At 60.9% G+C, this 13640-nt stretch carries 14 protein-coding genes; 8 read left to right on the top strand and 6 right to left on the bottom strand.

The genetic code is table 11. The features are described 5' to 3' along the window. The 4 genes from H043_RS0102820 (at position 1) to H043_RS0102805 (ending at position 4608) form a co-directional block, all read left to right on the top strand. Positions 1 to 996, top strand: coding sequence for a metalloregulator ArsR/SmtB family transcription factor (locus H043_RS0102820; protein WP_027610622.1), 996 nt, complete (start codon positions 1 to 3; stop codon positions 994 to 996). A gap of 18 nt (positions 997 to 1014) precedes the next feature. Next, positions 1015 to 2205, top strand: coding sequence for a methionine adenosyltransferase (metK, locus tag H043_RS0102815; RefSeq protein WP_027610621.1), 1191 nt, complete (start codon positions 1015 to 1017; stop codon positions 2203 to 2205). 235 nt (positions 2206 to 2440) lie between these two features. After that, entirely contained in the window at positions 2441 to 4117 is a 1677-nt protein-coding gene (ligB, locus tag H043_RS0102810; RefSeq protein ID WP_027610620.1) for an NAD-dependent DNA ligase LigB, read from the top strand. Positions 4118 to 4212: 95 nt separating this feature from the next. Then, positions 4213 to 4608, top strand: a complete 396-nt coding sequence (locus H043_RS0102805) for a DUF1090 domain-containing protein (RefSeq protein ID WP_007961884.1) — start codon at positions 4213 to 4215, stop codon at positions 4606 to 4608. Positions 4609 to 4734: 126 nt separating this feature from the next. Here H043_RS0102805 and H043_RS0102800 read toward each other — a convergent pair whose 3' ends face one another. Further along, a complete protein-coding gene (locus H043_RS0102800; protein WP_027610619.1) occupies positions 4735 to 5184 on the bottom strand; it encodes a cytochrome c in 450 nt (149 codons plus the stop codon). Positions 5185 to 5312: 128 nt separating this feature from the next. Between H043_RS0102800 and H043_RS0102790 the strand changes: the two genes are divergently transcribed. Further along, a complete protein-coding gene (locus H043_RS0102790; RefSeq protein WP_027610618.1) occupies positions 5313 to 6497 on the top strand; it encodes a murein transglycosylase A in 1185 nt (394 codons plus the stop codon). A gap of 140 nt (positions 6498 to 6637) precedes the next feature. On the opposite strand, the gene H043_RS0102785 is transcribed toward H043_RS0102790, so the two are convergent. Beyond that, on the bottom strand, positions 6638 to 7021 hold the full coding sequence (locus tag H043_RS0102785) for an MAPEG family protein (RefSeq protein WP_027610617.1): 384 nt from the start codon (positions 7019 to 7021) through the stop codon (positions 6638 to 6640). A gap of 39 nt (positions 7022 to 7060) precedes the next feature. Then, positions 7061 to 7894, bottom strand: coding sequence for an EamA family transporter (locus H043_RS0102780; RefSeq protein ID WP_027610616.1), 834 nt, complete (start codon positions 7892 to 7894; stop codon positions 7061 to 7063). A gap of 155 nt (positions 7895 to 8049) precedes the next feature. Between H043_RS0102780 and H043_RS0102775 the strand changes: the two genes are divergently transcribed. Next, on the top strand, positions 8050 to 9312 hold the full coding sequence (locus H043_RS0102775) for a sodium:proton antiporter (RefSeq protein ID WP_027610615.1): 1263 nt from the start codon (positions 8050 to 8052) through the stop codon (positions 9310 to 9312). Between the two features lie 30 nt (positions 9313 to 9342). Here the strand turns inward: H043_RS0102775 and H043_RS0102770 are convergent, their stop codons facing one another. After that, a complete protein-coding gene (locus H043_RS0102770) occupies positions 9343 to 10206 on the bottom strand; it encodes a LysR family transcriptional regulator (RefSeq protein ID WP_027610614.1) in 864 nt (287 codons plus the stop codon). 91 nt (positions 10207 to 10297) lie between these two features. Here H043_RS0102770 and H043_RS0102765 point away from each other — a divergent pair, with 91 nt between their 5' ends. Together H043_RS0102765 and H043_RS0102760 are read left to right on the top strand one after the other, a co-directional pair. Next, entirely contained in the window at positions 10298 to 10711 is a 414-nt protein-coding gene (locus H043_RS0102765; protein ID WP_027610613.1) for a VOC family protein, read from the top strand. Between the two features lie 39 nt (positions 10712 to 10750). Then, a complete protein-coding gene (locus H043_RS0102760; RefSeq protein WP_027610612.1) occupies positions 10751 to 12040 on the top strand; it encodes a cation:dicarboxylase symporter family transporter in 1290 nt (429 codons plus the stop codon). A gap of 2 nt (positions 12041 to 12042) precedes the next feature. On the opposite strand, the gene H043_RS0102755 is transcribed toward H043_RS0102760, so the two are convergent. Continuing rightward, positions 12043 to 12939: a formate/nitrite transporter family protein gene (locus tag H043_RS0102755; protein WP_027610611.1), complete on the bottom strand. Its 897-nt coding sequence runs from the start codon at positions 12937 to 12939 to the stop codon at positions 12043 to 12045. A gap of 174 nt (positions 12940 to 13113) precedes the next feature. Further along, the gene (locus tag H043_RS0102750; protein ID WP_027610610.1) at positions 13114 to 13521 is read right to left on the bottom strand and encodes an acyl-CoA thioesterase; all 408 of its coding nucleotides are present in this window, start codon (positions 13519 to 13521) and stop codon (positions 13114 to 13116) included. Between the last annotated feature and the right edge of the window lie 119 nt (positions 13522 to 13640).

The following is a 13640-nucleotide window of genomic DNA, read 5'->3' as shown; positions in this document are numbered from 1 at the left end:
ATGAACTTACGCGTGCCTTCCATTCGCCATGACGATTGCGACGAGCTGGCGGCCCTGTGCAAGGCCGGTGGCGATCCGCTGCGCCTGAATGTATTGCGCGCGCTGGCCAACGACTCGTTCGGCGTACTGGAGCTGGCGCAGATTTTCGGCATCGGTCAGTCCGGCATGAGCCACCACCTCAAGGTGCTGGCCCAGGCCGACCTGGTGGCGACACGCCGCGAAGGCAACGCGATTTTCTATCGCCGCGCCCTGCCCCACACCGAATTGCTGGGCGGCAAGTTGCACGCCGCATTGTTAGAAGAAGTCGACAATCTGGCGCTGCCGGACGACGTGCAGGCACGCATCGCCCAGGTCCACGGACAACGCGAAGCCGCCAGTCAGGACTTTTTCACCCGGGTTGCGGAGAAATTCCGCGCCCAGCAAGACTTGATCGCAGGCCTGCCGCAGTACCGTGACAGTGTGCTGGCCCTGCTCGACAAACTGAACTTCAATGGTGCTGCCACGGCCATTGAAGTCGGCCCCGGCGATGGTGCTTTCCTGCCGGAACTGGCCCGCCGCTTCGGCACCGTAACCGCGCTGGACAACAGCCCGGCGATGCTCGAACTGGCGCGTCAGGTATGTGAACGTGAACGGCTGGCTAACGTCAGCCTGCAATTGGCCGATGCATTGAATGGCACCAGCCTTCAGGCCGATTGCGTGGTACTGAACATGGTGTTGCACCATTTCGCCGCGCCGGCCGAAGCGCTCAAGCACATGGCCGGCCTGCTGCAACCGGGCGGTAGCCTGCTCGTGACAGAGTTATGTAGCCACAACCAGAGTTGGGCCAGGGAGGCCTGCGGTGATCTGTGGTTGGGGTTTGAACAGGACGATTTGGCCCGTTGGGCCACCGCTGCGGGACTCGTTCCCGGGGACAGCCTCTATGTAGGCTTACGTAATGGTTTCCAGATCCAGGTTCGCCACTTTCAGCGACCGGCTGGCGACACTCACCATCGGTAAATTCAGGAAAACATCGAGATGAGCGAATACTCCCTCTTCACCTCCGAGTCCGTGTCTGAAGGACATCCGGACAAAATCGCCGACCAGATTTCCGATGCGGTGCTGGACGCCATTATCGCCCAGGACAAACACGCACGCGTTGCCGTGGAAACCCTGGTCAAGACCGGCGTGGCTATCGTTGCCGGTGAAGTGACCACCAGCGCCTGGGTCGACCTGGAGCAGATCGTTCGTGACGTGATCTGCGACATCGGCTACACCAGCTCCGAAGTCGGCTTCGACGGCGCGACCTGCGGCGTGATGAACATCATCGGCAAGCAGTCCCCTGACATCAACCAGGGTGTTGACCGTGCCAAGCCTGAAGATCAGGGCGCCGGCGACCAGGGCCTGATGTTCGGCTACGCCAGCAACGAAACCGACGTGCTGATGCCAGCGCCGATCACCTTCTCGCACCAGCTGGTGCAGCGCCAGGCCGAAGCCCGCAAATCGGGTCTGCTGCCGTGGCTGCGTCCGGACGCCAAGTCGCAAGTGACGTGCCGTTACGAAGGCGGCAAGGTTGTCGGTATCGACGCCGTTGTTCTGTCGACCCAGCACAACCCTGAAGTGTCCTACAAAGACCTGCGCGAAGGCGTGATGGAGCTGATCGTCAAGCACGTGCTGCCTGCAGAACTGCTGAGCAAAGACACCCAGTTCCACATCAACCCGACCGGCCAGTTCATCATTGGCGGCCCGGTAGGTGACTGCGGTCTGACCGGTCGCAAGATCATCGTCGACAGCTACGGCGGCATGGCCCGTCACGGCGGTGGCGCGTTCTCCGGTAAAGATCCATCGAAGGTTGACCGTTCGGCTGCCTACGCTGGCCGTTATGTTGCCAAGAACATCGTCGCTGCCGGCCTGGCCGAGCGTTGCGAGATTCAGGTGTCCTACGCCATCGGTGTCGCTCAGCCGACTTCGATCTCGCTGAACACCTTCGGTACCGGCAAGATCAGCGATGACAAGATCATCAAACTGGTGCGTGAAGTGTTCGACCTGCGTCCATACGCAATCACCACCATGCTGGATCTGCTGCACCCGATGTACCAGGAAACTGCAGCCTACGGCCACTTCGGTCGTGCTCCGCAGACCAAGACGGTTGGCGAAGACACCTTCTCCACCTTCACCTGGGAAAAAACCGACCGCGCCGACGCTCTGCGTTCCGCTGCTGGTCTGTAAGCCCTCCCCGGCTGCAAAAAAAGCCCCGCACGGTTCACGCCGTGCGGGGCTTTTTCATGCCTGAAATACCCTTCCAATATCAATAAAGAGCCCTGTGGGAGCGGGCTTGCCCGCGAAGAGGCCGGCCCATGCGCCCCCTGTATGGGCACGGAAACACGATGCAAAACACCCACCCGGTGCCTCTCTGAATCCTCGCCTAGCCTTAAAGCATTCCCCCTGAGCAAGGACGCTCAAAATGCTTGCCACGCTGCGCCTGTTTTCAGTTCTTTTGCTGAGTTTCACCCCTCTGATCGCCCATGCAGCCTGCCCCGACTGGCCATTCGGCAAAGCGCAAGTTGAAATTTCGGCTCTGCAACAGCAGATCGACCAATGGGACGACGCCTACCACCGCGAAGGCCGCTCGCTGATTGCCGACGAACTCTACGATCAATCGCGCGTGCGGCTCATCGAATGGCGCCAGTGCTTCCAGCAGCCCGCAGCGCCCGAACCGTTGCGCAGCGCGTCTGGCTCCGTCGCGCATCCAATCGCCCACACCGGTCTGGACAAGCTTCACCAAGCCGCCGCCGTTCAAGCATGGTTAAAGGATCGGCAGGATGTCTGGGTACAACCCAAGGTCGATGGTGTAGCGGTCACGCTGATTTACCGTCGCGGCCTGTTGCAGCAGGCGATCAGTCGCGGCGACGGGATCAGCGGTCAGGACTGGACAGCGTCGGCGCAAAAGATCGCTGCCATTCCGCAACAACTGACCCAACCGCTGGACCTGCTGGTGCAGGGCGAGCTCTATTGGCGCCTGAATCAGCATGTGCAAGCCAGCGCCGGCAGCGTCAACGCCCGCGCCACCGTTGCCGGGCTGATGAGCCGTAAAACCTTGAGCGCAGAACAGGCGTCCGGGATCGGTCTGTTCGTCTGGGACTGGCCGCAGGGCCCGGCGAATCTGCCTGAAAGAATATCGACGCTAGCGACGCTGGGCTTCGCCACGACAGCGCCATTCAGTCAGGTCATCGCCAACCTTGCCGACGCGCAAAAATGGCGCGAGCACTGGTATCGATCGCCCCTGCCCTTCGCCACCGACGGCATTGTCTTGCGCCAGAGCCAGCGCCCACCGGCTGAGCGCTGGCAGGCGAGCGCGCCCTACTGGGCCGTCGCCTGGAAATACCCGTTTGCCCGGGCGCTGGCCGAGGTGCGCAAAGTGAACTTCAAAGTCGGCCGCAGCGGACGCATCACCCCGGTATTGGAGTTGTCGCCGGTGATGCTCGATGACCGCGAGATCAGACGCGTCAGTGCCGGTTCACTCAAGCGCTGGCAGACGCTGGATATCCGCCCCGGCGATCAAGTGGCAATCAGCCTGGCCGGGTTGACGATTCCACGACTCGACAGTGTGGTGTTGCGCACCACCGAACGGGCCGCCCTCGACATTCCCGACACGCGCGACTTCCACGCCTTGAGCTGCTGGCAACCGACACCCGGTTGCGAAAGCCAGTTTCTCGCGCGCCTGACCTGGCTCAGTGGCAAGCAGGGGCTGGCGCTGCAGAATGTCGGGCGCGGCACCTGGGAGAAACTTCTGGAAACAGGCCGCCTGAACAACCTGCTGGATTGGTTGACCCTCGACGAGCCAGAGCTTGCTAACATTGCCGGCTTCGGCGAACGCAGCAGCACACGTCTGATCAACAGTTTTCACAGCGCCCGCCAACGGCCGTTCACGCAGTGGCTCAAAGCATTGGGTTTACCGCCGACGGGGCAGGCACAACTGGCCGACTCGTGGCAGGCGCTGGCACAACGCGACACCGAACAATGGCAGGCAGAAGCCGGAATCGGCCCGGGCCGCGCGGCGCAATTGAGCGCATTCTTTCGCGACCCGCAGGTGCTGGCCCTGATTGACACATTACGCGCCGCCGGAATCGACGGTTTCTGATCACGCAATCCCCCGGCAGCCGGGAACCCAAGGGCCGTCAGACGCTCAAACAGCGCAGTGCCCCCGACCCGACTGCCTTTGCACATGGAGCTTTTATGAAATTTCTTGCACCGCTTGCCTTGCTGACTCTCTGTGGTGTTCTGGCCGCGCCTGTGATGGCTGACGAAGATGCACCGGGCCTGACCGGTTGCGCCGCGAAGAAGCAGGGCATCATCAATCAGCTCGAGCAGGCGAAATCCCGGGGCAACACCGATCAGCAGGCCGGTCTGCAAACCGCTCTGGATGAAGTGACGAAGAACTGCACCGATGCCGGCCTGAAGAAAGAACGCGAAAACAAGGTGCTGGAAGCCAAGCACGAAGTGAGCAAGCGTCAGGCGGATCTCGACAAGGCGATGAAGAAAGGCGATCCAGAGAAGATCAACAAGCGCAAGGACAAGCTCGCCGAGTCGCGCAAAGAGCTGCAGGATGCGCTGGACCAGATCGACAAGTAACCGTTAATGCGGGGAATTTGATGCCCTCTTCGCGAGCAAGCCCGCTCCCACATTTGATTTGTGAACGACACAGATCCAGTGTGGGAGCGGGCTTGCTCGCGAAGGCGTCAGCTCAAACAACAGAAATCAATGATCGCGAAACTCTTTATGGCAAGCGCTGCAGGCATCCTCAACCTTCTGCACCGCAGGCCCGAGGTTACTGGCCTTGTACGGCTGAACCTTGCTGGCGATCACCAGTTCACCGGTGGCCGCCTCAAGGTTACGGGCCAATTCCTGAAAGCGGGCCTGACGCAGCCAGACATCATCCTTGGCGCTGGTGTGATCTTCTTCACGAACCTGCGGGAAATGCTTCCACGGTTCATGCGACAACGCATCGAGCTTCACCGCGCCTTCGGCGAATTTCGGCCCGTCGAAAGGAATGCGTCCGCGCAACATGCCACCCAGGTCTTCGCCGGTCTTGAGCATCTGCTTGAAGATCGCCTTGCGTTGCCCCAGCGGAGAATTCGGATCGACGCCGCCACAGGCGGACAAGGTCAGACAGGCCAGCAATACAACAGAAATTCTTTTAAGAGTCATGGTGGCTTCAGGTCACGGAATTCGGCGGCCAGTATCCTCGCGTCGCCGACAAACACCAATAGCCCTATTAAAAATACGGGTTGCCGGAGCGCATGGAGCACTTGGGCAACCGGCACAGGAATCACTCCATGAACAGCCGTTTCAAGGCCTGGCGTCACCCACTGATCGCAACCCTGCCACTGCTGGCAATCCTTGCCGGCTGCACCGGTGGCGACACTGCCAAACCGAAAACCCATGCCTTGGCCACTTATTCCAGCGCCACTTGGGAAGCCTTGCCGGCGGTGTCCGACAGCGATCTGGTGGCCGGTTTCGGTTCATGGCGCAGCGCCTGCACCCGACTCAAGGCTGATCCGGTCTGGGGCGGCACCTGCGCGGCAGCCGCCAACGTGCCGCAAAGCGCCAACGAGATTCGCGCGTTCCTCAAGCAGAACCTCGACGTGTTCGGACTGCGCGCCGAGCATGACAACCCCAACGGTCTGATCACCGGTTACTACGAACCGGTCTACCCCGGCAGCCTGACGCCCACCGAGGTGGCGAACGTGCCGGTGTACGGCGTGCCGGAAGACATGATCATCGTCTCGCTGGACAGCATTTACCCGGAACTGAAGGGCAAGCGCCTGCGTGGCCGTCTCGAAGGCCGAGTGCTCAAGCCGTATGACGACGCGGCGACCATCGAGTCCAAAGGCGTCAAAGCGCCGGTAGTGGCGTACCTGACCGATCCAATGAACCTGCAGTTTTTGCAGATCCAGGGTTCCGGGCGGATTCAGACGCCGGATGGCAAACAACTGCGCATCGCCTACGCCGACCAGAACGGCCACCCGTATCGACCGATTGGTCGCTGGCTGGTCGAGCAAGGCGAGCTGAAGAAAGAAGACGTGACCATGAGCGCGATCAGCAACTGGGCCAAGGCCAATCCGTCGCGCATTCCGGAACTGCTGGGCAGCAACCCGAGCTACGTGTTTTTCACTCGCAACCCGGACAGCAACGAAGGCCCACGCGGCTCGCTCAATGTGCCGCTGACCGCCGGCTACAGCGCAGCGGTGGATCGCAAGGTGATTCCGTTGGGCAGCCTGCTGTGGCTGTCGACCACCCGTCCGGACGGCAGCGCTTTGGTTCGCCCGGTCGCGGCGCAGGACACCGGTGGCGCGATTGCCGGCGAGGTGCGTGCGGATCTGTTCTGGGGCACCGGCGATGCTGCCGGGCAACTGGCCGGGGACATGAAGCAGCAGGGGCAGATCTGGATGCTCTGGCCTAAGGGTGCGGCGTTGCCGCAAGTACCGCAGGTGGCCGATACGGTTAAGGACAAGCCTTAAGCGCCTCGGCGCCAGAGCTACCGCCTTCGCGGGCAAGCCCGCTCCCACAGGGTTCTTTGGTGTACACAGGATTTGTGCTCGCCATTGATACCTGTGGGAGCGGGCTCGCTCGCGAAGAGGCCAGCTGCAACACCCGAGATTCAGACCGACACAAAGAAGAACGCAGCAATCAACCCCATCCCGACAAACCACACGAGCGACCGCAAGATCGCCCAATCCGCCAGGTAGCAGATGATGTACAGCAGGCGACTGGTGATAAACAGCACCGCCAGCACATTCACTGTCACCAGCTGCGCCGTGCCCACCAGATGGGCAACAATCACTGCGGCAGCAAATGCCGGCATCACCTCGAAGCTGTTCAACTGCGCCGCATGCGCCCGTCGGGCGACGCCGCCCACGCTATCGAGAAAATCCCGAGGATCATGATTGTCACTGAGCCTGAAACCGCCCGAGACCTTGGCCACAATCGTGCACACATACGGCAGGAAAATCGCGATCAATACACACCACAGAGCCACCGTCATAACGCCGTCCTTCTTCGAGTGATAGAGAGTTGCGGGCAGTCAGAACTTCATCACCAGCATGCCGATCAATACCAGCCCACAGGCTAAGAGCCGCGGCCTGCCGAAAGGTTCTTTCAGGTAGCGCATGCCGAACAGCACCACCAGGATCACGCTGATCTCACGCAAGGCCGCCGCCTCGGCAATCGAGCCCAACTGCATCGCCCACAGCACCAGAGCGTAGCTGAACAACACGCAGAACCCGACCGCCAGACCCAGCTTCCACTGCTCGCGCCAGAACACCAGAAATGCCGGGCGTTTGGCGACCCATGCCAGCAACGGGAACGGCCAGGCGCTGAGCAACGTGACCCAGACCAGGTAATCCAGTGGATGCGACCAGCGCCGCAAGGCCTGACCATCGATATAGGTATAACAACCGATACACAAGCCGATCAGCGCCACCACCGGGAGCATCGACCACGGCAGATGCTTGCCGCCGCCGCCCTGCCAGAGCAGGCAGGCCATGCCCAACGGAATCAGCATGATCCCGAAGATCTGCTGCGCAGTGAGCACTTCGCCGGCGAAGATCAGGGTCAGCGCCAGCACCACCAACGGCGACAAGCCGCGCATCAGCGGGTAGACCAGTCCTAGGTCGCCGACCCGATAAGCTTGAATCAGCAGATAGCGATACAGCAGCTCGAACGCCGCCGAAGCCAGAATCCACGGCCAGATTTCCACCGGCGGCAGGCTGATGAATGGAAATGCCAGCGCCACGAACAACAGCGCCACCGTGTCCATGCACGCCACCACCAGCAGCCGTTCGGCACTGAACTTGATCAGGGTATTCCACGTCGCATGCAACAGCGCCGCCATTAACACCAGAACTGTCGCCGCCACGTCCCACTCCTTGATTTTTTTGTTGACCCTACACCAATGTCTGCGGCTGACCAACCGAGGGGGCATGATTGTGTCCCCACCCCGAAACAGCCCATCCAACCTTTGCACCGAAGAATCGGGGCGCTGTCTTTCCACCCCCATCCAATGGAGCCCGGATGCTAGAACTTGTCGCCGCTTTTATCTGCCTCACCACCCTTCTCACCTTCGTCAATTACCGCTTCATCGGCCTGCCGCCGACTATCGGCGTGATGGTCACCGCGCTGATGTTCTCCCTGTTGCTGCAAGGCCTGAGCGTGCTCGGCTATCCCGGCCTCGAAGAACGCGTGCAGCAACTGATCGGCCAGATTGACTTCGGCGATCTGCTGATGAACTGGATGCTGTCGTTCCTGCTGTTCGCTGGCGCCCTGCACGTCAACCTCAACGACCTGCGCAGCTATCGCTGGCCCATCGGCCTGTTGGCCACTTTCGGCGTGCTGATTGCCACCGTCGTGATCGGCAGCCTCGCTTTTTACATCTTTGCCCTGTTCGGCTGGCACGTGAGCTTCCTCTACTGCCTGCTGTTCGGCGCGCTGATTTCGCCGACCGACCCGATCGCGGTGCTCGGCGTACTGCGTACCGCCAATGCCTCGAAGCCGCTGAAAACCACCATCGTCGGCGAGTCGCTGTTCAATGACGGCACTGCGGTGGTGGTGTTCACCGTGTTGCTGGGCATCGCCCAACTGGGCGAGACGCCGACCCTCAGCGCCACGGCCATGCTGTTCGTGCACGAAGCCATTGGCGGTGTGCTGTTCGGCGGGCTGATCGGTTATGGGGTGTACCGGATGATCAAGAGCGTCCAGCAGCATCAGATCACGGTGATGCTGACCCTGGCGCTGGTGATCGGCGGTTCGGCGATGGCCACCGAGCTGCACGTCTCGGCACCGATTGCGATGGTGGTCGCCGGTCTGATCATCGGCAACCTGGGGCGCAACCTGGCGATGAACGACATGACCCGCAAGTACCTCGACGGCTTCTGGGAGCTGCTCGATGACATGCTCAACGCCCTGCTGTTCGCGCTGATCGGCATGGAGCTGTTGTTGCTGCCGTTCAACTGGGCGCACGTGGCGGCGGCCAGTTTGCTGGCGCTGGCGATCCTGCTGTCGCGCCTGCTCACCGTGGCCCCGGCCATCGTTCTGCTGCGGCGTTGGCGCACGGTGCCGCGCGGCACCATCCGCATTCTGACCTGGGGCGGTTTGCGCGGCGGCGTCTCGGTGGCACTGGCGCTGGCCCTGCCGCTGGGTCCGGAGCGCGATCTGCTGCTGAGCATCACCTACATCGTGGTGCTGTCGTCGATCCTGTTGCAGGGCCTGACCATCGGCAAACTGGTCAAGCACGCCACCCGTGACGAGCCGACGACCGTGGCTGAACCCGCACACTGATGTATCACCGCAGCGCCGTCGTGCCCCCCCTCACGACGGACCGCACAGCAAATCAAGCAGATGCCGCATCGCCAATGGGCGATGCGGCGTCGAGCCATGCATCACCACCAACTCGCGCGCATGACGCTGCCCGTCCTCGACCGGTAACACGTACATCCCTTCCAGCCTCATCCCGGCCCACTGCGGCACCAGCGATACCCCCATCCCCTGCGCGACCAGCATGACGATCGTTTCCAGCGCATCCAGTTCGCACAGCACGTTGGGCTCGATGGCCTGTTCATCGAGGTAGCGCTGAGCAATCTGCCCACCCCACGAGCGTGCGTCATAACGAATGAACGGATGAACGCGCAACAGCGTTTCCAGCGACTGCCCGGCGTACGCGGCTGGAGCCACCAGAATCAGCGGCTCTACCTTGAGCACGACCAAGGCCAATGCCTTGGGCGGCTGGAATGGAGGCCTGACCAGAATCGCTGCGTCCAACTCCCCTGCAAGCACCTTCTCGTAAAGACTTTTCGAGTCACCCGGGGTGATCTTCAGCTTCAAATCAGGTGCTGCAAGCGCCAATCGTTCGATCAAGGTGGGTAACACGCCGGTCAGAGCTGTGGAAATTGCACCGATTGTCAGTTCACCGGCCACCCCATCGGGATGCAGATCGCTCTGTAGATCCTGGGCCAATTCGATGATCGCCCTGATCTTCGGCAGAATCAGCAGGCACTGGTCCGAGGGCCGGGCAGCGTGCGCGGTACGCAGCAGTAACGTGCAACCCAGCAACCTCTCGAGCGCCTGGACGCGCTGACTGATAGCCGCCGCAGTGCGACTCTCGCGCCGTGCCGCTGCCGCAATCGAACCGGTCTCGACCACCGCCACCAGACTTTTCAGAAACCGTACATCCATAAGTTTTCCTTTCGCTCAGAACAAGGCGAAGTCGTTATGCCCCGCCGCACGGTCTGTTTACCCTGAGCGCTCCTTCACTTGGGGACATCGCATGAACAGACCTTTTCACGCTGCATACCATGTTTGCGACCTGGAACAGGCGCGGACTTTTTATCGAGATGTGTTGGGCTGCACCGAAGGCCGCAGTACCGAGACATGGGTCGACTTCGACTTTTTCGGCAATCAGCTCTCGCTTCATGTGGGCACGCCCTTCACCACGACCCGTACCGGCCAGGTTGGCGATCACAAAGTATTGATGCCGCACATTGGCGTCGTCCTGCCGCTGGAGGAGTGGCTGGAGCTGGCCGATCGTTTGAGCCGCCTCGGCACAACGTTTGAAATCCCTCCGGTGATCCGCTTCGCCGGCGAACCCGGCGAGCAGCGCACGATGTTCTTTCTCGATCCCAGCGGCAATCCGATCGAGGTCAAGGGTTTCAAGGACTTCGACGGTCTCTTCGCACACTGAGCTTCACCCCAACAAACACAACAACAAAAGGGGCACATCATGACTACCAGGAAACCCACCAGTCTGGTCACCCGCATCATGCTCGGGCTGGCAGCCGGAATAATCGTCGGCATCCTTCTCAACCAGTTTCCCGAACACAAGATCTGGTTCATCGACAATCTGCTGCAACCGGCCGGTGACCTGTTCATCAGGCTGATGAAAATGATCGTCGTACCGTTGGTCTTTGCGTGCATGGTCGTCGGCATCACCGGGGCAGGCAGCACCAGGGCATTGGGCCGGGTCGGGATAAAGACGCTGGTTTATTTCTTTACCATCACCAGCATTGCCATCGTCTTCGGACTGATCGTCTGCAATGTTTTTCAGCCCGGCGCCGGCGCGGACTTCAGCAGCACCCTGCAATCACCGGCCATTGGTCTGGCGAATACGGGGGACACACAGAACCTGGGCCGAACTCTGGTGAACATCGTGCCGGACAACATCGTCCTGGCCATGTCCCAGGGCAAGCTGCTCTCCGTGCTGTTTTTCGCGATCCTGTTCGGCTGTGCCCTGTCGATGCTGCCCGAGCCGCAGAAGGCGCCATTGATCGCCGTGATTCAGGCGGTATCGGACACCATGTTCAAGGTCACGCATCTGGTCATGCACTATTCACCCATCGGCATCTTCGGCCTGATCGGGGTCACCGTGGCCAGCTTCGGCCTCAGCGCGTTGCTGCCGCTGGCGAAGCTGATCGGCATCACTTACGTCGCGGTGTTGCTTTTCGCGTTGGGCGTGCTGGGGCTGGTGGCGCGGATGGCCGGCATTCGCTTTTTCCACCTGATTCGGGAAATACGCAGTGAATTGATACTGGCTTACAGCAGTGCTGCGTCGGCCACAGTGATGCCACAACTGATCGAGAAAATGGAGAAGTATGGCGCTCCGCGCCCGATCACCAGCATGGTCATTCCACTGGGGTACTCGTTCAACCTTGATGGCGCCTCGCTGTTCGCGGGACTGGGCACGCTGTTTATCGCCCAGGCGTACGGGATTGATCTGGGTCTGGCGGATCAGGCCATGCTGGTGCTGATCATGGTGTTGACGTCAAAGGGCGCGGCGGGAGTGCCGGGTTTCATGTTCATCATCCTCACAGCGACCCTGACCACCGCCGGTTTGCCAGTGGAAGGCGTGGCAATCATCGCCGGCGTCTACCGCTTGATGGACATGCCGGTCACCGCGCTCAATGTGTTGGGCAATGCACTGGCACCGTTGGTCATAGCGCGGTGGGAGGGACAGCTCAAGGCACCTGAAAGCGAACCGACGACAGACCCGGTCAGCCCGCCGTTCAAGGCCTGAAACTATCGGGGCTTGCTGTCGGATTGATCTTCGCGGGGTTTGCCGGAGTTCGGTTTATCCGTCTTGGGCGCCCCGCTTTCGCTGCGGATCTGCGCATGGCTGATCAGGGCGAAGATGAAACTGCCGCCGATGATATTCCCCGCCAGCGTGGGCCCGGCAAACACCATCCAGAAATCACTCCACGGCAGCTCGCCGGCAAATACCAGATACGACACTTCCGCCGAACCGACCACGATGTGGGTGAAGTCGCCCAGCGCCATCAGGTAGGTGATGAGGATGATGATCCACATCTTCGCGCTCTCCATGGACGGGATCATCCAGACCATGGTGGCGATCATCCAGCCTGAGACGATGCCCTTGGCGAACATCTGACTGGCGTGGTTTTCCATGACCTTGCGGCCGATTTCAAGGAAGGCGTGATCAGTCTTGCTGTCGAAGATCGGCAGCTCGAGCATCACGTACGCCACCAGAATCGTCCCGCACAAATTGCCGAACAGGACAACGCCCCACAAGCGTATCAGCCGGCCGAAGTTTTTCAGGGTCGGTTTGGTCATCACCGGTAGAACGGCGGTCAGGGTGTTTTCGGTGAACAATTGCTGGCGGGCGAGAATCACCGCGAGGAAACCGGCGCAGTAGCCGAAACTGGCGATGACCTTGAACTCGTCACCTTCGGGCAGTCGCGAATTGAGCAGGCCCATGCCCATCAATGACAGGCCCATGGTCAGCCCGGCGGCGAGCGCCGACCACCACAATGCAGCGATGCTGCGCTCCAGTTCCTGATCGCCCTGAGTGCGGATGATTTCATGCAGAACCGCCGCGCGGGGCGGCTGGTTTTTCTCGACTTCGTGTTGTTCGTCGGTCGAGAGGTTGGGGGTCTTGCCGTCTGTCGGGGTGGTCATGGCGTGGGAACCGGGTGGGGGGCTTTTAGCTACGACCCCTGCGGTTCCTGGCTGTTCAGTGACCGGATAAATCTTCGGTGCATGCACAACCGCATTCGCGAGCAGGCTCGCTCCCACAGGTACAACGCAATCCATGTGGGAGCGGGCTTGCTCGCGAAGGGCGCGCCGCCGATGTTACTTGCTGACCAGTTCATCTTCCTTGAACTGGTCTTTGACGTACTTGATCTCGGTGCGCCCGTGCGGCGCCGGCAGGCCGTCTTCGCCGAGGTTGACGAAGACCATCTTCTCGACCGTGAGGATGCTCTTGCGGGTGATCTTGTTGCGCACTTCGCAGGTCAGGGTGATCGAGGTGCGGCCGAACTCGGTGGCAGTGATGCCCAGTTCGATGATGTCGCCCTGGCGCGAGGCGCTGACGAAGTTGATTTCGGAAATGTACTTGGTCACCACGCGCTGATTGCCCAACTGGACGATCGCGTAAATCGCCGCTTCTTCGTCGATCCAGCGCAGCAGGCTGCCGCCGAACAGGGTGCCGTTGGGGTTCAGGTCTTCGGGTTTTACCCATTTGCGGGTGTGGAAATTCATGTTCACTCCTGAGCGTTTGCCGAAAGATGGCGCCATCTTGGCAGACCGAGCGGTCAGGCTCCATGAGCCTTCTACTATGGTCGCTATTAGCGATCTTCATCTGGCCGACAGAAACCCTT

Origin of the sequence: Pseudomonas sp. URIL14HWK12:I6 (genome assembly GCF_000514195.1) — a bacterium.
Lineage (GTDB): Bacteria > Pseudomonadota > Gammaproteobacteria > Pseudomonadales > Pseudomonadaceae > Aquipseudomonas > Aquipseudomonas putida_A.
Note: the sequence above shows the minus strand (reverse complement) of the source record. Positions and strands in the feature narration are given on the sequence as shown.